The sequence below is a fragment of the Escherichia sp. E1130 genome, from assembly GCF_005781065.1.
Taxonomy (GTDB): domain Bacteria; phylum Pseudomonadota; class Gammaproteobacteria; order Enterobacterales; family Enterobacteriaceae; genus Escherichia.
In genome coordinates this window covers 98,377-118,891 of sequence record NZ_VATL01000009.1, presented here as the reverse complement: position 1 = coordinate 118,891, position 20,515 = coordinate 98,377, and the positions used below count along the sequence as shown (strand labels likewise).

Sequence of the window (20,515 nt, the reverse complement as noted above, 5' to 3'; positions counted from 1 at the left end):
CCATCAAAACGGTTCCAGAGTCGCTAGCAGGCTGATAATCACCAGTACCACCGCGCCTATCGCCCATTCGAGTTGAGTCATCCATACAAACCAGGGAACAGCCCGGACTTCATCATGCCGCATTCTCGGGACCAGAACATAACGATTTGCCAGCGCGATAACCACCATAATCATTACCAGTATGACTTTGAGCAATAAGAGCTGGCCCCAGTAAGTGGCAAGCGTGGGGGGAAATCCCGTGATTAGTAATGCATTGAGCACACCACTTACTAGCACGCCAATGACAGCAAAATGTCCGCACCAGGAAAAACGCATCAGCGCATGAATGGCCGGACGTCTCCAGCGCCCTTTCACCAGCCGCATACACCAGACAACCGGCAGTAGCCCTCCAAACCATGCTGCAGCACAGATAAGATGTACGGCATGATTGGTCTGATGAATTTTTGCGGTTAATCCTTCATTTAATGTCGCGTGTCCCATACCCGCCATCAGGATAAATTGCGCGGTAGTCAGCATGAACAGTAACCGCAACATATTCCGTGGTTGCATCAGAACGACGGTCAACGTAACGAGAGCGAGAACGATTTGCCAGATCCAGACGCCTCCGAAGTGCGTTTGTAACACCGACTGCCAGATGCTCAGCGAAACGACATCTGGCCATCCCGCGCCCATCAACCCACCCTGAACGGCGAACATCGCTGCGGCACTGATCAAACTCCATGCGGCTACGTGCTGTTGTAAACGCAAAAAACGCTTCGTCAATAATCGACGAATCGTCACTGGTGCCAACCATGCCCCGTACATCGCGAAGCCAAAAACCAGCATCAGAGAGATAAAATGGATAAATCGCAGTGTGACCCAGGTAAGCGCTAGCATGCTTTATTTCACTGTAAAGGTGTACTGCCCTTTGGTTTTATGTCCGTCCACCGAAACAACATGCCAGTCAACGGTATAACTTCCGGGATTCAGGGCATCGGCAAGCGGAACGATCAATTGCTTTTTGTCTTGTTCATTACGTTTCGCGGGTAATGTTTTAACATTTTCATTCTTCGGGCCGATGATTTTGGCCCCACTGAATCCAGGTTCAATACCTTCAGAGAAATTTAAAGTAATGGCCTGTGGGGCAGCGGTGACCGCCGCATTCGCCGCAGGATACTGGTGAGTCAGGTGCGCATGAGCCCAGACGGAAGGGGCCGCCAGCGAACCGGCAATTATTGCCAGTGTATAACGAAGAGAACGCGCAGTTGAAACCATATTATCTATTCCTTTTTGTAATGAGTTTTTTACAGAGCATAACCTTGTCTAATGAGAGAGTCGAGGATCATCAATTCAGGCTTGCCATCCTGGCTGACTCTTAGTAACTTTTGCCCGCAATTAACGAGGAGACACCGTATGCTGAAGAATCTGGCCAAACTGGATCAAACTGAAATGGATAAAGTAAATGTCGATCTGGCCGCTGCCGGAGTGGCATTTAAAGAACGGTACAATATGCCGGTGATTGCTGAAGCGGTTGAACGTGAACAACCGGAGCACTTGCGTGGCTGGTTTCGTGAGCGCCTTATCGCCCACCGTCTCGCCTCTGTAAATCTGTCACGTTTACCTTACGAGCCAAAACTTAAATAAACCTTATATTAAGTTACACTTTCTTACATGGTGCCTGCTAAATTATAAGTATTTTCTCATACACGCCATTATTCGCAGACACTATGAAAAGGAAGTCATCATGTCGTACTGGAAAGTTGCAGCAGCACAATATGAGCCTCGTAATGCTTCACTCACTGAACAGGTAGCCCGTCATCTGGAGTTCGTGAGGGCTGCCGCCAAGCACCAGTGCGAACTGTTGGTTTTTCCCTCACTTTCTCTACTGGGATGCGATTACAAACGTCGTCCGCTTCCGTCTCCGCCCGATCTCTCGCTTTTAGACCCGCTTTGTTATGCAGCAACAACCTCGCGAATGACCATTATTGCTGGCCTTCCCGTTGAATATAATGAGCGGTTTATTCGCGGTATTGCAGTATTCGCCCCCTGGATGAAAACGCCAGGAATTTATCATCAAAGTCATGGTGCATGCCTGGGTCAACGTTCCGAAACCATCACTGTAGTGGATGGCCAACCGGAAGGTATTGATATGGACCCGAGTTGTTCACTCTTTACAACCGGGCAATGCATCGGTGAACCTGACCTGTTGGCTTCGACCCGACGCTTAGAGTTTTTCTCACATCAATACTCCATCGCTGTGCTAATGGCGAACGCCCGTGGTAACAGCGCACTGTGGGATGAACATGGCCGTCTTATTGTTCGCGCCGATCGCGGTTCTCTTTTGTTGGTTGGTCAGCGCTCTTCGCAGGGTTGGCAAGGCGATATCATTCCATTACGCTAGGCGTTTTCTTCCTGGAGCATGACCATGTTGCGCATTATCGATACAGAAACCTGCGGTTTGCAGGGAGGGATCGTTGAAATTGCCTCTGTTGATGTTGTTAACGGGAAAATCGTCAACCCTATGAGCCACCTAGTGCGTCCCGACCGCCCCATCAGTCCACAAGCCATGGCGATTCACCGTATTACAGAGTCCATGGTTGCTGACAAACCGTGGATTGAAGAAGTTATCCCGCACTATTACGGTAGCGAATGGTATGTCGCCCACAATGCCAGCTTTGACCGCCGGGTGTTGCCAGAAATGCCCGGTGAGTGGATTTGCACCATGAAACTGGCTCGTCGTTTGTGGCCAGGAATCAAGTACAGCAATATGGCACTGTATAAATCACGCAAGCTGAATGTCCAGACACCATCGGGTCTGCATCACCACCGCGCGCTGTATGATTGCTATATTACCGCAGCCCTGCTTATCGATATTATGAACACATCAGGCTGGACGGCGGAGCAGATGGCGGATATCACCGGGCGGCCGTCGTTGTTGACGACGTTCACGTTTGGCAAGTATCGCGGTAAAGCCGTATCAGACGTTGCAAAGCGCGATCCGGGCTATCTGCGCTGGTTGTTTAACAACCTTGACAGTATGAGCCCGGAGTTACGTTTAACCTTGAAGCATTATCTGGAGAGTGTTTAACCCGCTGATTGGCCTGGTAATGTCCCCTGCGCCAGGGCTATCAGAAAAGCATATTCCATCGCCACACCTTCGTAGGATTTAAAACGTCCGGATTTACCGCCATGCCCTGAATCCATGTCGGTACAAAGCAATAATAGATGGTTATCAGTTTTAAGCTCGCGCAGCTTAGCCACCCATTTTGCCGGTTCCCAGTATTGCACCTGTGAATCGTGTAATCCGGTCGTTACCAGCAGATGCGGATAAGCCTGAGCCGTGACATTGTCATACGGGCTGTAGCTTTTCATATACTCATAATATTGCGGATCCTGCGGATTTCCCCACTCTTCAAATTCGCCGGTAGTAAGAGGAATCGACTCATCAAGCATCGTTGTAACAACATCAACAAACGGTACCTGGGCAATCACGCCGTGGAATAACTCGGGGCGCTTATTAATTGCAACGCCCATCAACATACCGCCAGCACTGCCCCCCATCGCATAACAGAGTGAAGGTGAACCGTAGCCCAGTTTTAACAATGCGTCGCAGGCATCGAGATAGTCATTAAAGGTATTTTTCTTTTTCAGGAATTTACCGTCTTCGTACCATTGCTGCCCCAGCTCACCGCCGCCACGGACATGGACAATGGCGTAGACAAAACCGCGATCCAACAAACTTAGGCGGCTAAAACTAAAATCGGCATCAATGCTTGCGCCGTAAGAGCCATATCCATATACCAGCAGCGGGTTGTGGCCTTTCTGGAAATGCTTGCGATGATAGACCAGCGAAACAGGCACTTCGACGCCATCACGGGCAGTGATCCACAAGTGTTCGCTGCGATAATTCGCCGCATCGAAACCGGGGACTTCCGTTTGTTTTAATACCCGACGCTCTCCAGTATCCATATCCAGTTCAAACAATGTATCTGGCGTAGTCATGGAGGAATAGCCATAACGCAATCGTGAGGTTTCAGGTTCCGGGTTATAGGCAATCCAGGTAACGTAAGCCGGATCATCAAAGGCAATGCCGATAACCTCCCGCGTTTTGCGGTTGATTTGCCGCAGACTGGTTAACCCACGCTGACGCTCTTCAACCACCAACCAGTCAGTAAACAGCGTAAAGCCTTCGAGCATGATGTTATCGCGCGGTGGGATTAACTCTTCCCACTCTTGCTCATCACGCATACGGGTACGGTATAAGCCAAAATTTTTGCCGTTGCGGTTGGAGCGCAGATAAAACCGATGCTGGTAGTGATCAAGACTGTATTCGTGATCTTTGCGACGCGGTAAAAAGACAAACGGCTCGGCATCGGCCAGCTCTGCATCCAGCAGCCGAACTTCGCTGGTAGTGGCGCTGGCAAGATGAATAACCACATAGTGTTTCGACGTCGTTTTATGTAGGCTGACGTAAAAGGTATCGTCTTTTTCTTCGTAAATCAGTTTGTCTTCAGATGCTGGAGTGCCAATGGCATGCCGCCAGACCTGATACGGCAACAACGTCACTGGATGCTTGCGAACATAATAAAATGTCCAGGAGTCATTCGCCCAGACAAAGCTGGGTTCCACGTTATCCAACAGTTCGGGATACCAGTTGCCCGTTTCCAGATTGCGAAAACGGATACCGTACTGGCGTCGGGAAAGAAAATCTTCTGCAAGTGCCATAATCGTGTTATCGGGCGTAATCGCCATTCCGCCCATTGAATAAAATTCACTGTGCGCCGCCCGTTTGTTCGCATCGAGCAGAGTCTCCCATTCGTCCCACTCTTCACTGAACGCCGACTGACGCTGGTAGATTGCATATTCACAACCAGGTTCATAAATTTGCCGGTAGCGATAGCCATTTTTGACGTAAGGTGCAGAGACTTCTCTTTGCGGTATGCGGTCAATGATTTCTTTTAATATCCGATCCTGCAAAGCTTGTTGCGACGCCATGACCTGATGACCGTAGCTATTTTCTTGTTGCAGGTAATCCAGCACTTCCGGCTGCGAGCGTGTGTCGTCCCGCAGCCAGTAGTAATTATCGATGCGCGTGTCGCCATGAAGCGTCATGGCATGGGGGATGCGGGCGGCTTTTGGTAGCATGTTATTGTTCTTTCTGGTTGAAACATCTTATAAGGGTGGCAAAACTCACCCGGGATGCAAGCGAAACAGGGCGGTCATTGTATAGATGATGACAGGTAATGGTGTGAAAATCGAAAGGATGTCGCCCGCGAAAATTAATTCGCTCAAATAGCTATGCGGTTTTGTATAGCCCGATAAACAGGCATATCAGGCTATACGGAGTGAGATATTATTCAGACAAAGTGCGTTTTTGCTGTTCGAGATCGCGTTCAATTCCTTCACGGACTTCCTGGGGAATTTTCAGCGCATCCCCCAGTGCATTCAGGTAACTGCGCTCCATAAAATGGTCAATATCAATAGCCGCACAGCTCAGGAAATAGATCTCCAGTGCCTCTTCTTCGTTGCGAATCCCCTGGGCCAGGCGCTGCGGATCCAATGGTTGCTCGATTGCCTGTTCGATAAGTACACGCCCCTGCTCTTCAACACCAGCTTCACGCAATTGCTGGTCGATAGCCGCGCGTTCTTTACTATCGATATGACCATCGCTTTTGGCAGCAAAAACCAGGGCGAGGATTAAACGTTCTGTACGTTCATCCAGCGGCGTACTTTGGGTGCCGTATTGCGGTTCGTTCTGATGCGCCGCACGAATTTTATCTTTGTATTTGTTCCACAGTACGGTACCGGCGACCGCTCCGCCGCCAACCAGCAACGCGTTTGTGCCGTATTTCGTTAATAGTTTACGTGCTGATTTATTGGCAACCAGCAGTCCTGCCAACCCGCCTAATGCGCCGGGTACTAAAAGTTTGCCCAATCCCTGATCTGTAGACGAAGAGGAAGCGCTGCTTTGCCCAAGAAGGGATTGCAGTTGATTTAACCAGTTAGCCATATTTACTCCTCGATTCACTATTTTAATGGCAACAGCATAGCGAATGAGGATGTCAGAAAGTGTATATAGAGACAAAAGATGCGCAAATAAGCGGGACGGGAGGCAGTCCTCACAGGAAATTCACGTCATGTAAGGTGCCGGGTGATGTGATTAATTTGAAACTTGTAGATTTGATTGTAATTGCCTGATGCGAACCTGGCGCTTCTTATCAGGCTTGTGGGGGCTGGTACATTGTTGGGCGGATAAGGCGCTCGCGCCGCATCCGCCAACGGTCAGCCGAATTATCAGAAGCCATTAGCGCCGCTGATATTCCGCCATTCCCGCTTTACAGTCCACATTAACCAGATAATGAATATCGGCACTTTTACCACGCACGGTCAGCGGTACCGACCATTTATCATCTTTCCCCTGAATGTCCTGCAAACTAACCCACGCCACCGGATCGGCCTGACCGACGATTTTTTGATCGTCGGCCCAGCGCGCCACGCGGTTTTGCTGGTAATCACGTTTTACACTCGCAGCGATTCCGGCTGCATCCAAACCTTCACATTTGGGGAAAGTTACCGACTTGCTGGTTTCGTTATTGGCAGCGAAAACTGATGCACAGGCGGAAACCAACAACAGCCCCAACAACGCTCCTCTTTTTTTCATGTTTTTCTCCATAGCACAATGATTCAGGAGAAAGCATGGTACAAATTATCAGGAGCGCAAGTTGCTTCAGGCGGCGTGGGTTTCACCTTCCACATCCGTGTCAGTATCAACCACCTGAGGAGAAGGTAATTTACCGGTTTTCAGAATGGTACTAAGCACATCTTTCTGTTCCGCCAACCACAAAGAAAGCGCCTCACGCTGCTCGTCTTCCATTGTCACCGGAGAATTCGCCAACCATGTGTCGAGTAGATCCGCTGTATCGAGCATTTTGTCATAAGCATCGGCTTCCTTTTTGCTGGTAAACGACATCTTCTCTTCGCCCTCACGAATGACTACGTATTTAATTTCAACCGCCATTTGCAGCCTCTCACCATAACTGTAATTTTATACAGTATATTGCTTTTCAGTCGAAAAATCAACGCAAGCAATCAAGCAATAAAGACACGCGCAAACGTTTTCGTTTATACTTCACGCGGAATTAATCAGGGGATATTCGTTATGACGTTATTAGGCACTGCGCTGCGTCCGGCAGCAACTCGCGTGATGTTATTGGGCTCCGGTGAACTGGGTAAAGAAGTGGCTATCGAATGCCAACGCCTCGGCGTAGAGGTGATTGCGGTCGATCGCTATGCCGACGCGCCCGCCATGCATGTCGCGCATCGCGCCCATGTCATTAATATGCTGGATGGCGACGCATTGCGCCGTGTTGTTGAACTGGAAAAACCACATTATATCGTGCCGGAGATCGAAGCTATTGCTACCGATATGCTGATCCAGCTTGAAGAGGAAGGGCTAAATGTTGTCCCCTGCGCGCGTGCAACACAATTGACGATGAACCGCGAAGGTATTCGTCATCTGGCTGCGGAAGAGCTTCAGCTTCCCACTTCAACTTATCGTTTCGCTGATAGCGAAGACCTTTTCCGCGAGGCGGTCGCCGCCATTGGCTATCCTTGCATTGTTAAACCGGTGATGAGCTCTTCCGGCAAGGGGCAAACGTTTATTCGCTCTGCCGAACAACTGGCTCAGGCATGGGAGTACGCCCAGCAAGGTGGTCGCGCCGGAGCGGGTCGCGTGATTGTTGAAGGCGTCGTTAAGTTTGATTTCGAAATTACCCTGCTGACCGTCAGCGCGGTGGATGGTGTTCATTTCTGTGCGCCTGTAGGTCATCGCCAGGAAGATGGTGACTATCGTGAATCCTGGCAACCGCAGCAAATGAGCCCACTGGCCCTCGAACGTGCGCAGGAGATTGCCCGCAAGGTGGTGCTTGCACTGGGTGGTTATGGGCTGTTTGGTGTCGAGTTGTTTGTCTGTGGTGATGAGGTGATTTTTAGTGAAGTCTCTCCTCGCCCGCATGACACCGGGATGGTGACGTTAATTTCTCAGGATCTTTCTGAGTTTGCCCTGCATGTGCGTGCTTTCCTGGGACTGCCGGTGGGCGGGATTCGTCAGTACGGCCCTGCTGCTTCAGCCGTTATCCTGCCGCAACTGACCAGCCAGAATGTCACGTTTGACAACGTGCAGGAGGCCGTTGGCGCAGGTTTGCAGATTCGTTTATTTGGTAAGCCGGAAATTGATGGTAGCCGTCGTCTGGGGGTTGCGCTTGCTACAGCAGAAAGTGTTGATGAAGCGATTGAACGCGCGAAGCACGCCGCCGCACAGGTAAAAGTACAAGGTTAAATCTGGCAAAAACGCGACAAAAATGCCCGATTCACGATCGGGCATTTTGACTGTTACAGCTTCGCGCCTTCTACTGCTTCACGCGCCAGCTTAGTAATGCGGTCGTAATCGCCTGCTTCCAGCGCATCTGCCGGAACCAGCCAGGAACCACCAATGCACAGTACGCTTTTCAGCGCCAGGTAATCACGGTAGTTAGCCGGAGAAATACCGCCAGTCGGGCAGAAACGAACCTGAGAGAACGGACCCGCAATGGCCTGCAGTGCTTTCACGCCGCCATTAGCTTCTGCCGGGAAGAATTTGAATTCTTTCAGGCCGTAGTCCATACCCAGCATCAGTTCGGAAACAGTGCTGATACCTGGAATCAGAGGAATAGTCCCTTCTGTCGCCGCTTTCAGCAGTGGTTCAGTCAGACCCGGGCTAATTGCGAACTGTGCGCCCGCTTCAGTTACTTCTGCCAGTTGCTGCGGATTCAGAACCGTACCGGCACCCACAATCGCTTCCGGCACTTCTTTGGCGATAGCGCGGATAGCATCAACTGCACACGCCGTACGCAGAGTCACTTCCAGAACGCGCACCCCACCAGCAACCAACGCTTTTGCCATTGGCACCGCGTGTTCCAGTTTATTTACCACGATAACCGGTACAACCGGGCCGGTGGTCAGGATTGATTCTGCACTTGTTTTCCAGTTTTTCATCAGAGTTTTCTCTCGCCTGAGTACAAATTTTGTCGTCTTAAAAAGTGATACAGGTTGCGCCCTGTTCGGCACCGGACAGTTTTTCGCGCAAGGCGCTGAATAATTCACGTCCTGTTCCCACGCGTGACGCGCTCAGGTCAGGAATGTGCGGTTCGCGAGCAGCCAGTTCAGCTTCGTCTACCAGCAGCGTCAGTTCGCCTGTCTGTCCATTCACACGAATGATGTCCCCATCGCGCACTTTTGCCAGCAGCCCACCATCGTAGGCTTCTGGTGTTACGTGGATAGCTGACGGCACTTTACCTGAAGCACCAGAGAGTCGTCCATCGGTAACTAACGCAATTTTGAAACGCCGGTCCAATAATACACCAAGTGGCGGCATGAGTTTATGTAATTCTGGCATTCCGTTCGCTTTTGGCCCCTGATGGCGGACAACAACCACACAATCACGGTCCAGCATACCCGCTTCAAAAGCAGGCATAACGTCATGCTGGCTCTCAAAAACAACAGCAGGCGCTTCAATCACCTGGTTTTCAACCGGCACTGCAGAGGTTTTCATGACGGCACGGCCCAGGTTGCCGCTTAACACTTTTGTCCCGCCATGATGCGAGAAAGGTTGTTCAAAGGAAGCAATCACATTGCTGTCGAGCGATTTGTCTGCACCTTCGCGCCAGTCCAGCTCGCCGTTATTCAGCCATGGTTCGAGGGTATAGCGCGAAAGACCAAATCCCGCCACCGTATTGACATCTTCATGCAACAGGCCAGCCTTGAGCAGCTCACGCACCAGAACCGGTACACCACCCGCCGCCTGGAAGTGGTTAATATCGGCCGGACCGTTTGGATACAAACGTGCCATCAGAGGTACGACATCAGAAAGATCAGAGAAGTCATCCCAGTTGATCTGAATACCGGCCGCTCGCGCCATCGCCACCAGGTGCATCGTGTGGTTAGTGGAGCCACCGGTCGCCAGCAGCGCAACAATACCGTTCACCACCACTTTCTCGTCGATCATCTTACCGATCGGCATCCATTCATTACCGTTGCCAGTCATGCGTGTAACCTGGCGCGCAGCGGCTGCAGTTAATGCATCACGTAACGGGGAGTCTGGATGAACAAAAGAAGAGCCCGGCAACTGCATCCCCATAAACTCCACCACCATCTGGTTGGTGTTGGCAGTACCGTAGAAAGTACATGTACCAGGGGCATGATAAGACGCAGCCTCTGACTCCAGCAGTGCCATTCGATCCACCTTCCCTTCGGCATAAAGCTGGCGAATGCGCACTTTTTCTTTATTTGGCAACCCGCTTGCCATCGGACCTGACGGCACAAATACCGCAGGCAGATGACCGAACGACAGCGCGGCCATCGTCAGCCCCGGGACAATCTTATCGCACACGCCGAGGAACAGCGCGCCATCAAACATGTTATGGGACAGCCCCACCGCCGCAGACATCGCAATGACTTCGCGGCTTAACAGCGACAGTTCCATACCATCCTGCCCCTGGGTAACACCATCGCACATCGCCGGAACACCACCCGCAACCTGGCCAACCGCATTAGCTTCATGCAGTGCTTTACGAATAATCTCTGGATAATGTTCATAAGGCTGGTGAGCGGAGAGCATGTCGTTGTAGGAGGTGATGATAGCGATATTGTTACGCAACATGCTTTTCAGAGAGGCTTTGTCTTCTGGCTGGCAAGCTGCGAAACCGTGAGCCAGGTTACCGCATGCCAACTGCGAACGATGAACGGTCGAAGTTTTCGCTTGTTCGATCCGGGCGAGGTAAGCAGAGCGAGTCTCGCGCGAACGTTCAATGATTCGATTTGTTACGCGTAACAATTGTGGATTCATAAAGGCTCCTGAAATTGAGTTGTCAGAGCAGGATGATTCACAACGCGTTTCATTCAGAGGATTTATGAGTGAAACGCCTGTAACCGGAGCTCATAGGGCAGAAACGTTTCAGTCAGTGTAATAAAAAAAGCCTCGCGGGTGAATCCACGCGAGGCCTGAAAGTGTAAAAATTGTTCTACAATCTGTGCAAGATCATGTTACCGGTAAAATAACCATAAAGGATGAGTGCAGATATTACTCAAACTCATTCCAGGAACGGCCATCACGGGTAATCATCGCCACCGAAGCAACCGGTCCCCAGGTTCCGGCCTGATACGGTTTCGGCGCATCGTTATCCATCGCCCATGCTTCGGTAATGGAGTCCACCCATTTCCACGCTTCTTCCACTTCATCACGACGTACAAACAGCGCCTGAATACCGCGCATGGTTTCCAGCAGCAGGCGTTCATAGGCATCTGCCAGATGCGTCTGATTAAAGGTTTCTGAATAGCTCAGATCCAGCTTGGTGATTTGCAGGTTATGTTTGTGATCAAGACCCGGGACCTTGTTCAACACTTGAATATCCACGCCTTCATCAGGTTGCAGACGGATAGTCAGTTTGTTCTGTGGCAGGTCCTGCCACGACTCTTTAAACAGATTGAGCTCTGGCGTTTTGAAATAGACCACCACTTCAGAGCATTTGGTCGGCAAACGTTTACCGGTACGCAGGTAGAACGGTACGCCAGCCCAGCGCCAGTTGTCGATATCGACACGGATAGCCACGAAGGTTTCCGTGTTACTGCTTTTGTTCGCGCCCTCTTCTTCCAGGTAGCCCGGCACTTTTTTGCCCTGGGCGAAGCCCGCAGTGTATTGCCCGCGTACGGTTTTTTCGCGTACGTTGGAGCGGTCAATGCGGCGCAGAGACTTCAGTACTTTCACTTTTTCATCGCGGATGCTGTCTGCGCTCAGATCAGACGGCGGAGACATCGCAATCATGCAGAGAATTTGTAACAGGTGATTCTGGATCATGTCGCGCATCTGACCGGCTTTATCAAAATAGCCCCAGCGCCCTTCGATCCCCACTTCTTCTGCCACGGTAATCTCAACATGATCAATAGTGCGGTTGTCCCAGTTGTTCACAAACAAGGAGTTAGCAAAACGCAGCGCCAACAGATTCAGCACCGTTTCTTTACCAAGGTAATGGTCGATACGGTATACCTGGCACTCCTCGAAATACTCACCGACCTGATCATTGATTTCCTGCGAGGTCGCCAGCGACGTACCCAGCGGTTTTTCCATCACCACGCGCGCCGGTTTGCCGTTCAGTTTCGCCTCACCAAGCCCTTTGCAGATTGCGCCAAAAGTGCCTGGCGGCATGGCAAAGTAGTTAATGGTGATACGATTTTTTTGATCCAGCATCGCACCAAGACGGCTGAATGCAGCGGTGTCATTGACATCGAGATTACAAAAATCCAGACGTGCACTCAGGGTGTCCCATAAACCTTCATCAATAGTTTCTTTCATGAAAGTTTCCAGCGCTTCGCGGACTACTTTGGTATATGCCGCTTTGTCCCAGTCAGCACGCCCTACGCCGATAATACGGGTATCCGGGTTGAGCTGACCGGCTTTTTCCAGTTGATACAGGGAAGGCAGCAATTTACGACGCGCAAGGTCGCCTTTCGCGCCGAAAATGACCAGGTCACAAGCCTGGGCTGTTTGCGTTACCGCCATGTCATTCTCCTTAAGTTAACTAACCCGGTACTTAAGCCTGGGTATACTTGTAATTTTCTTACGGTGCACTGTACTGCTTTTACGAGCTTGCGAAAACTGTAAACGCTTATCCCCCCGTGCGATTACGGCAAAAGCGCGCAAAGTGCGGCAAAACTGATAAAAAAATCATCGTTTTCCATTGGGTAAAAATCTGACACTGATCATGTTATGAAAAAAAATGACAACTTTTTTATCCGCTTTTGTCATTAATACGACACACAGGCGTAATATCAGACCAAACTGCATTTCGATTTCTTTCAGTGTGGAAATCGTCATTACCGTGAGTCTCTTTACATCATGAATATGCTGGAAAAAATCCAGTCTCAACTGGAACATTTGAGCAAATCAGAACGAAAAGTCGCCGAGGTCATTCTTGCTTCGCCTGACAACGCGATCCATTCGAGTATTGCTGCTCTGGCGCTTGAGGCCAATGTTAGCGAACCAACGGTGAATCGTTTCTGTCGCAGCATGGACACCCGCGGTTTTCCTGATTTTAAACTTCATCTGGCACAAAGCCTGGCAAATGGCACGCCCTATGTTAATCGCAACGTTAATGAAGATGACAGCGTTGAATCATACACGGGGAAAATATTTGAGTCGGCAATGGCCACGCTCGATCACGTCCGTCACTCGCTGGACAAATCTGCCGTCAATCGTGCCGTCGATCTCCTGACTCAGGCCAAAAAAATCGCCTTTTTCGGTCTGGGCTCTTCTGCCGCCGTCGCCCACGATGCGATGAATAAGTTTTTTCGCTTTAATGTTCCAGTGGTTTACTCCGACGATATCGTGCTGCAACGCATGAGTTGTATGAATTGTAGCGACGGAGACGTGGTTGTGCTGATTTCTCACACCGGAAGAACCAAAAATCTGGTTGAACTGGCGCAGTTAGCACGGGAAAACGACGCGATGGTAATTGCCCTCACCTCCGCCGGTACGCCACTCGCCCGGGAAGCAACGCTGGCAATTACCCTCGACGTACCTGAAGATACTGACATTTATATGCCCATGGTGTCTCGACTTGCGCAGTTGACCGTGATAGATGTGCTGGCAACAGGATTTACTTTGCGACGCGGCACAAAATTCAGAGATAACTTGAAGCGGGTCAAGGAAGCACTCAAGGAATCGCGCTTTGATAAGCAGTTACTTAAATTGAGTGACGATCGCTAAATCGATTATCACTGTTCTATCTTTATACGATATTCGCATGTGTTTAAATTACAACCATAATGGTTTTAGTTTATGCGAATTCATGTTCAAGCAACACCTGGTTGTTTCAGTCAACGGAGTATTACATGTCCAGAAGGCTTCGCAGAACCAAAATCGTTACCACGTTAGGCCCGGCTACCGATCGCGATAATAACCTTGAAAAGGTCATCGCAGCGGGTGCAAACGTCGTACGAATGAACTTTTCTCATGGCTCGCCTGAAGACCATAAAATGCGCGCGGATAAAGTTCGTGAAATTGCCGCAAAACTGGGTCGTCATGTGGCTATTCTCGGTGACCTTCAGGGGCCAAAGATTCGCGTATCTACCTTTAAAGAAGGTAAGGTTTTCCTCAATATTGGGGATAAATTCCTGCTGGATGCCAACCTGGGCAAAGGTGAAGGCGATAAAGAAAAAGTCGGTATCGACTATAAAGGTCTGCCTTCTGACGTCGTGCCTGGCGACATTCTGCTGCTGGACGACGGTCGCGTACAGTTAAAAGTGCTGGAAGTTCAGGGCATGAAAGTGTTCACCGAAGTGACCGTCGGCGGCCCTCTCTCCAACAATAAAGGGATCAACAAACTCGGCGGCGGTCTGTCGGCTGAAGCGCTGACAGAGAAAGACAAAGCAGACATTAAAACTGCGGCATTGATTGGCGTAGATTATTTAGCTGTCTCTTTCCCACGCTGCGGCGAAGATCTGAATTATGCTCGTCGCCTGGCGCGCGATGCAGGTTGTGATGCGAAAATTGTCGCCAAAGTTGAACGTGCGGAAGCCGTTTGCAGCCAGGATGCAATGGACGACATCATCCTCGCTTCTGACGTGGTGATGGTCGCACGTGGCGACCTCGGCGTAGAGATTGGCGATCCCGAACTGGTTGGGATTCAGAAAGCGCTGATTCGTCGCGCGCGTCAGCTGAACCGCGCAGTCATTACTGCTACCCAGATGATGGAATCGATGATTACCAATCCAATGCCGACGCGTGCAGAAGTCATGGACGTGGCGAACGCCGTTCTGGATGGTACTGACGCCGTAATGTTGTCTGCGGAAACCGCCGCTGGTCAATATCCATCAGAAACCGTTGCTGCAATGGCGCGTGTTTGCCTGGGTGCCGAAAAAATCCCGAGCATCAATGTGTCTAAACACCGCCTGGACGTTCAGTTCGACAATGTGGAAGAAGCTATCGCGATGTCCGCAATGTACGCAGCTAACCACCTGAAAGGCGTTACCGCGATCATCACCATGACCGAATCTGGTCGTACCGCGCTGATGACTTCTCGTATCAGCTCCGGTCTGCCGATTTTCGCCATGTCACGTCATGAACGCACGCTGAACCTGACTGCGCTTTATCGTGGTGTTACGCCGGTCTATTTTGACAGTACAAATGATGGCGTAGTTGCTGCCAGCGAAGCAGTAAATCTGCTGCGCGATAAAGGCTACCTGATGTCTGGTGATCTGGTGATTGTCACCCAGGGCGACGTGATGAGTACCGTGGGTTCGACGAATACCACGCGTATTTTAACGGTAGAGTAAGTTAGTTGCCGGATGCGGCATAAATGCCATATCCGGCCTACAGGACCGTGATAATTCAATAAATTACGATCAACCTGTAGGGCCGATAAGCATGCGCATAGAATAAATGCGCACTTAACATTAGACGAGAGCCTCTCCTCACGAGAGGCTTTTTTTATTTGATGGGATAAAGATCTTTACGCTTATACGGCTGGATTTCGCCCGGTTTGCGCGTTTTCAGCAATTTTAAAATCCAGGTGTACTGCTCTGGTCGCGGACCAACAAAAATCTCAACTTCTTCATTCATACGCCGCGCAATGGTAGCGTCATCCGCCTCTAACAGGTCATCCATCGGTGGACGAACCTGAATCGTCAGACGATGGGTTTTGCCATCATAGATTGGGAACAACGGAACGACACGCGCGCGACACACTTTCATCAGGCGACCAATTGCTGGCAGCGTCGCTTTATAGGTTGCGAAAAAATCAACAAATTCGCTGTGTTCAGGTCCATGATCCTGATCCGGTAAATAATATCCCCAGTAGCCCTGACGAACCGACTGGATGAAAGGTTTAATACCATCATTTCTCGCGTGCAGACGACCGCCAAAACGACGACGCACCGTGTTCCAGACATAATCAAAAACCGGGTTGCCCTGATTATGGAACATTGCTGCCATTTTCTGCCCTTGTGAGGCCATCAGCATAGCGGGGATATCAACTGCCCAGCCGTGCGGTACCAGAAAGATCACTTTCTCGTTGTTACGCCGCATCTCTTCGATGATCTCCAGCCCCTGCCAGTCGACGCGAGACTGGATTTTCTCCGGCCCACGTATCGCCAGTTCAGCCATCATTGCCATCGCTTGCGGCGCTGTGGCAAACATCTCATCCACAATCGCTTCGCGTTCGGCTTCGCTACGTTCTGGAAAGCAGAGAGACAGATTGATCAACGCCCGACGACGTGAGCTTTTACCCAGTCTTCCGGCAAAACGCCCCAACCGCGCAAGGATGGGATCACGGAATTTCGCTGGTGTTAAGGCAATACCGGCCATTGCCGCCACGCCCAACCAGGCTCCCCAGTAACGAGGGTGACGAAAGGATTTATCAAACTCAGGAATATATTCGCTATTATTTTTTTTCGTTTCCATGCTTTTCCAGTTTTGGATAAGGCAATAATCAATCTGGTGGTAGTGTAACGGCGCAACTTGCCCCGCACCAAATAAAAAAGCCGGCACTGACTGCGTACCGGCTGCCAATGGGTATTAATTAATCAAACTGTAGCTGCGGTACAATCTCCTTGGCCTTCGCCAGGAAATCGGTACGATCTGAACCGGTCAGCCCTTCAGTACGCGGCAGTTTCGCTGTCAACGGGTTCACAGCCTGTTGGTTAATCCATACTTCATAGTGCAGATGTGGCCCAGTTGAACGCCCGGTGTTACCGGAAAGCGCGATACGATCGCCACGCTTCACCTTCTGCCCCGGTTTAACCAGAATCTTACGCAGATGCATATAACGCGTGGTGTAGCTGCGACCATGACGAATCGCGACATAATAACCAGCGGCGCCACTGCGTTTAGCAACGACCACTTCACCGTCCCCCACCGAAAGCACCGGCGTACCCTGCGGCATCGCAAAATCAACGCCTCTGTGCGGCGCAATGCGAGCGGTTACCGGGTTCAGACGACGCGGGTTAAAGTTAGACGAAATGCGGAACTGTTTTGCCGTCGGGAATCGTAAGAATCCCTTCGCCAGGCCCGTACCGTTGCGGTCGTAGAATTTGCCATCTTCAGCGCGAATAGCATAGTAATCTTTGCCTTCTGAACGCAAACGCACGCCCAACAGTTGGCTTTGTTCACGTTTGCCATCAAGCATTTCACGTGACATTAATACCGCAAATTCGTCACCTTTTTTCACTTTGCGGAAGTCCATCTGCCACTGCATTGCTTTAATCACCGCGCTCACTTCAGCGCTGGTTAAACCTGCACTTTGGGCGCTGGCAACAAAACTTGTCCCAACGGTTCCTTTCAACAGACTATTAACCCACTCCCCTTGCTGCATTTCGCTGGTCATTTTAAAACCATTAGCAGCGGTGCGGTCATAGGTACGAGTTTCGCGGCGAGACACTTCCCAGGTCAGACGCTGTAACTCGCCATCAGCTGTTAATGTCCAGGAGAGTTGTTGACCAATTTTCAGGTTACGCAGATCTTTATCAGCAGCAGCAAGTTGGGTGATATCACCCATCTCAATACCATATTGATTAAGGATGCTACTTAACGTGTCGCCCGTAGAAACGACATATTCATGAACGCCGGCTTCACCAGCGATTTTGTCGTCCAGTTCGTCCTGTGGAATGGCTTCATCTTCTTGCGCAGCTTGATCAATCGGCTCACTGGCCTCAGGTAAGAGAGAACGAATTTCGTTCTGTTCAAGCTCAATGGTTTTGACAATAGGCGAGGCGTCTCGGTGGTAAACATAAGGCCGCCAGACAGCGACGGCCAGTGTAAGAACGGTGAGCGACCCCAACATAACGCGGTGTGGTCGCGGTAAATTATTAAACGCCAGGGCGACAGAGCGGGCTATCTGTTGCACGTAATCACTTCCTCATTAATCTCCTTTCAGGCAGCTCGCGTACTGGTTAGCTAATTGATTCAGGAATTCTGAATAGCTTGTTTTGCCCAGTTTGATATTCGTCCCAAGGGGATCCAACGTTCCCATACGAACGGATGTCCCTCGTGCGACGCTTTCAACGACCGCAGGCCTGAACTGTGGCTCAGCAAAAACGCAAGTTGCTTTTTGCTCAACCAACTGTGTTCTTATTTGATGTAAACGCTGCGCGCCAGGTTGAATCTCTGGGTTTACGGTAAAGTGACCAAGCGGTGTCAGTCCGAATTGTTTTTCGAAGTAGCCGTAAGCATCATGAAAAACGAAATAACCTTTTCCCTTGAGCGGCGCGAGCTCGTTACCAACCTGTTTCCTACTTGAAGCTAATTGTGCCTCAAATTCCATCAGGTTGGCGTCAAGTTTGGCTCGACTTTGCGGCATAAGTTCCACTAATTTTCCATGGATTGCAACCGCTGTAGCCCGCGCTATCTCTGGGGAAAGCCAAACGTGCATGTTGAAATCGCCGTGATGGTGATCTTCGTCACTTTTTTCCGCGTGGTCATGATCATCATCAGCGTCGTGAATGCTTTTCATCAGCAGCGGTTTTACACTCTCAAGCTGCGCAATGGTTACCTGCTTCGCTTCGGGTAATTTACTCACGGGCTTTTGCATAAACGCTTCCATTTCCGGTCCAACCCAGACAACTAAGTCCGCGTTCTGTAAGCGTTTTACATCAGATGGACGCAGTGAATAATCATGTTCAGAGGCCCCATCAGGAAGTAACACTTCCGTCTCTGTTACTCCATCAGCAATAGCGGAAGCGATGAATCCAACAGGTTTAAGCGAAGCGACAACGGCAGCTTCTGCTACCTGAGTTGCACTGCCCCAGAGAGCAGCAGATAATGCTGCGAAAAGAAGCGTTTTTTTATGTAACATAATGCGACCAATCATCGTAATGAATATAAGAAGTGTGATATTATAACATTTCATGACTACTGCAAGACTAAAATTAACATGACAAGTCTGGTTTCCCTGGAAAATGTCTCGGTTTCATTTGGCCAACGCCGCGTCCTCTCTGATGTGTCGCTGGAACTCAAGCCTGGTAAAATTTTGACCTTACTTGGGCCGAACGGCGCAGGTAAGTCGACACTGGTTCGGGTTGTCCTCGGGCTGGTAACACCAGATGAAGGTGTTATCAAGCGCCACGGAAAACTGCGCATTGGTTATGTGCCACAGAAGCTGTATCTCGACACCACGTTGCCACTGACCGTAAACCGTTTTTTACGCTTACGCCCCAGAACACATAAGGAAGATATTCTGCCTGCACTAAAACGCGTTCAGGCTGGGCATCTTATTGACGCGCCAATGCAAAAGCTCTCTGGCGGTGAAACGCAGCGTGTACTACTCGCGCGCGCATTGTTAAATCAGCCCCAGTTATTAGTTCTGGACGAACCCACCCAGGGCGTGGATGTGAATGGTCAGGTGGCGTTATATGACCTTATTGACCAGTTACGTCGCGAACTGGATTGTGGCGTTTTAATGGTGTCTCACGATCTGCATCTGGTGATGGCAAAAACCGATGAAGTACTTTGCCTGAACCATCACATCTGTTGTTCTGGCACACCAGAAGTCGTTTCCCTGCATCCGGAATTTATTTCGATGTTCGGGCCTCGTGGAGCTGAACAGCTGGGTATTTATCGCCATCATCATAATCACCGCCACGATTTACAGGGGCGAATTGTTCTGCGTCGGGGAAGTGATCGCTCATGATTGAATTATTATTTCCCGGTTGGTTAGCCGGGATTATGCTGGCCTGTGCCGCAGGTCCTTTGGGTTCTTTTGTTGTCTGGCGTCGTATGTCTTATTTCGGCGATACGCTGGCCCATGCGTCTTTACTTGGAGTGGCCTTTGGTCTGTTGCTGGACGTGAATCCCTTCTATGCAGTGATTGCCGTTACGCTGCTGCTGGCGGGCGGTCTGGTATGGCTGGAGAAGCGTCCACAGCTGGCGATCGATACGTTATTGGGAATTATGGCGCACAGTGCCTTGTCGCTGGGCCTGGTCGTTGTCAGTCTGATGTCTAACATTCGCGTTGACTTGATGGCATACCTGTTCGGTGATTTGCTGGCAGTGACGCCGGAAGATCTCATCTCCATCGCCATTGGCGTGGTCATTGTGGTGGCAATTCTGTTCTGGCAATGGCGTAATTTACTGTCGATGACCATTAGCCCGGACCTGGCATTTGTCGATGGCGTGAAATTACAGCGCGTGAAATTGCTGTTGATGCTGGTAACAGCATTGACGATTGGTGTGGCAATGAAATTTGTCGGGGCGTTGATTATTACCTCGCTGCTGATCATTCCGGCGGCTACCGCACGTCGTTTCGCCCGTACACCGGAACAGATGGCAGGTGTCGCTGTTTTGGTGGGGATGATTGCTGTAACCGGTGGTTTAACTTTTTCAGCGTTTTACGATACGCCTGCGGGTCCGTCCGTGGTGCTGTGTGCAGCTCTGTTGTTTATTTTGAGTATGATGAAAAAACAGGCCAGCTAACTTCGCCTGAACACATTTGTCGGATGCGGCGCAAGCGCC

The 20,515-nt window shown here is 50.4% G+C and carries 20 protein-coding genes; 8 read left to right on the top strand and 12 right to left on the bottom strand.

What is annotated here, in order from left to right; all coding sequences use genetic code 11:
* Nucleotides 1-3: 3 nt before the first annotated feature.
* On the bottom strand, nt 4-876 hold the full coding sequence (copD, locus tag FEK66_RS09775) for a copper homeostasis membrane protein CopD (RefSeq protein ID WP_130208469.1): 873 nt from the start codon (nt 874-876) through the stop codon (nt 4-6).
* A 3-nt stretch (nt 877-879) separates the two neighbouring features.
* The gene (yobA, locus tag FEK66_RS09770; RefSeq protein WP_130208471.1) at nt 880-1,254 is read right to left on the bottom strand and encodes a CopC domain-containing protein YobA; all 375 of its coding nucleotides are present in this window, start codon (nt 1,252-1,254) and stop codon (nt 880-882) included.
* 138 nt (nt 1,255-1,392) lie between these two features.
* Between yobA and holE the strand changes: the two genes are divergently transcribed.
* The 3 genes from holE (at nt 1,393) to exoX (ending at nt 3,067) form a co-directional block, all read left to right on the top strand.
* Nucleotides 1,393-1,623 carry a DNA polymerase III subunit theta gene (holE, locus tag FEK66_RS09765; RefSeq protein ID WP_000916758.1) on the top strand — a complete coding sequence of 77 codons (231 nt, stop codon included), beginning with the start codon at nt 1,393-1,395 and terminating at the stop codon, nt 1,621-1,623.
* A 100-nt stretch (nt 1,624-1,723) separates the two neighbouring features.
* On the top strand, nt 1,724-2,380 hold the full coding sequence (yobB, locus tag FEK66_RS09760) for a carbon-nitrogen hydrolase family protein YobB (RefSeq protein ID WP_135494051.1): 657 nt from the start codon (nt 1,724-1,726) through the stop codon (nt 2,378-2,380).
* Nucleotides 2,381-2,404: 24 nt separating this feature from the next.
* A complete protein-coding gene (exoX, locus tag FEK66_RS09755) occupies nt 2,405-3,067 on the top strand; it encodes an exodeoxyribonuclease X (RefSeq protein WP_130208475.1) in 663 nt (220 codons plus the stop codon).
* Here exoX and ptrB read toward each other — a convergent pair.
* From ptrB to yebG, 4 genes are all read right to left on the bottom strand, one after another.
* Nucleotides 3,064-5,124, bottom strand: a complete 2,061-nt coding sequence (gene ptrB / locus FEK66_RS09750) for an oligopeptidase B (protein WP_135494053.1) — start codon at nt 5,122-5,124, stop codon at nt 3,064-3,066. The two genes, exoX and ptrB, sit on opposite strands and share 4 nt — an antisense overlap.
* Before the next feature lie 208 nt (nt 5,125-5,332).
* Complete coding sequence (locus tag FEK66_RS09745; protein WP_131161129.1) at nt 5,333-5,989, bottom strand: tellurite resistance TerB family protein; 657 nt, start codon at nt 5,987-5,989, stop codon at nt 5,333-5,335.
* A gap of 294 nt (nt 5,990-6,283) precedes the next feature.
* A complete protein-coding gene (gene yebF, locus FEK66_RS09740; protein ID WP_130223535.1) occupies nt 6,284-6,640 on the bottom strand; it encodes a protein YebF in 357 nt (118 codons plus the stop codon).
* Nucleotides 6,641-6,706: 66 nt separating this feature from the next.
* Entirely contained in the window at nt 6,707-6,997 is a 291-nt protein-coding gene (yebG, locus tag FEK66_RS09735) for a DNA damage-inducible protein YebG (RefSeq protein WP_135494055.1), read from the bottom strand.
* Between the two features lie 141 nt (nt 6,998-7,138).
* Here yebG and purT point away from each other — a divergent pair, with 141 nt between their 5' ends.
* Nucleotides 7,139-8,317 carry a formate-dependent phosphoribosylglycinamide formyltransferase gene (purT, locus tag FEK66_RS09730; protein WP_135494057.1) on the top strand — a complete coding sequence of 393 codons (1,179 nt, stop codon included), beginning with the start codon at nt 7,139-7,141 and terminating at the stop codon, nt 8,315-8,317.
* Nucleotides 8,318-8,370: 53 nt separating this feature from the next.
* On the opposite strand, the gene kdgA is transcribed toward purT, so the two are convergent.
* The 3 genes from kdgA to zwf all read right to left on the bottom strand — a co-directional run bounded on the left by kdgA (nt 8,371) and on the right by zwf (nt 12,571).
* On the bottom strand, nt 8,371-9,012 hold the full coding sequence (gene kdgA / locus FEK66_RS09725) for a bifunctional 4-hydroxy-2-oxoglutarate aldolase/2-dehydro-3-deoxy-phosphogluconate aldolase (protein WP_064529269.1): 642 nt from the start codon (nt 9,010-9,012) through the stop codon (nt 8,371-8,373).
* Nucleotides 9,013-9,049: 37 nt separating this feature from the next.
* Nucleotides 9,050-10,861, bottom strand: coding sequence for a phosphogluconate dehydratase (gene edd, locus FEK66_RS09720; RefSeq protein WP_130208487.1), 1,812 nt, complete (start codon nt 10,859-10,861; stop codon nt 9,050-9,052).
* Nucleotides 10,862-11,095: 234 nt separating this feature from the next.
* Nucleotides 11,096-12,571 carry a glucose-6-phosphate dehydrogenase gene (gene zwf, locus FEK66_RS09715; protein ID WP_130208489.1) on the bottom strand — a complete coding sequence of 492 codons (1,476 nt, stop codon included), beginning with the start codon at nt 12,569-12,571 and terminating at the stop codon, nt 11,096-11,098.
* A gap of 336 nt (nt 12,572-12,907) precedes the next feature.
* Between zwf and hexR the strand changes: the two genes are divergently transcribed.
* Both hexR and pyk read left to right on the top strand, forming a co-directional pair.
* Complete coding sequence (gene hexR, locus FEK66_RS09710) at nt 12,908-13,777, top strand: DNA-binding transcriptional regulator HexR (RefSeq protein WP_105289041.1); 870 nt, start codon at nt 12,908-12,910, stop codon at nt 13,775-13,777.
* Between the two features lie 125 nt (nt 13,778-13,902).
* Nucleotides 13,903-15,345: a pyruvate kinase gene (pyk, locus tag FEK66_RS09705; protein ID WP_130208490.1), complete on the top strand. Its 1,443-nt coding sequence runs from the start codon at nt 13,903-13,905 to the stop codon at nt 15,343-15,345.
* Between the two features lie 154 nt (nt 15,346-15,499).
* Here the strand turns inward: pyk and lpxM are convergent, their stop codons facing one another.
* From lpxM to znuA, 3 genes are all read right to left on the bottom strand, one after another.
* Entirely contained in the window at nt 15,500-16,471 is a 972-nt protein-coding gene (gene lpxM / locus FEK66_RS09700) for a lauroyl-Kdo(2)-lipid IV(A) myristoyltransferase (RefSeq protein WP_135559481.1), read from the bottom strand.
* Between the two features lie 118 nt (nt 16,472-16,589).
* The gene (mepM, locus tag FEK66_RS09695; protein WP_130208492.1) at nt 16,590-17,912 is read right to left on the bottom strand and encodes a murein DD-endopeptidase MepM; all 1,323 of its coding nucleotides are present in this window, start codon (nt 17,910-17,912) and stop codon (nt 16,590-16,592) included.
* A gap of 15 nt (nt 17,913-17,927) precedes the next feature.
* Entirely contained in the window at nt 17,928-18,860 is a 933-nt protein-coding gene (gene znuA, locus FEK66_RS09690; protein ID WP_074399578.1) for a zinc ABC transporter substrate-binding protein ZnuA, read from the bottom strand.
* 78 nt (nt 18,861-18,938) lie between these two features.
* Here znuA and znuC point away from each other — a divergent pair, with 78 nt between their 5' ends.
* Complete coding sequence (gene znuC, locus FEK66_RS09685; protein ID WP_130208493.1) at nt 18,939-19,694, top strand: zinc ABC transporter ATP-binding protein ZnuC; 756 nt, start codon at nt 18,939-18,941, stop codon at nt 19,692-19,694.
* The gene (gene znuB / locus FEK66_RS09680) at nt 19,691-20,476 is read left to right on the top strand and encodes a zinc ABC transporter permease subunit ZnuB (protein ID WP_130208494.1); all 786 of its coding nucleotides are present in this window, start codon (nt 19,691-19,693) and stop codon (nt 20,474-20,476) included. The genes znuC and znuB overlap by 4 nt, the downstream gene beginning before the upstream one ends.
* The last annotated feature ends 39 nt before the right edge of the window (nt 20,477-20,515 follow it).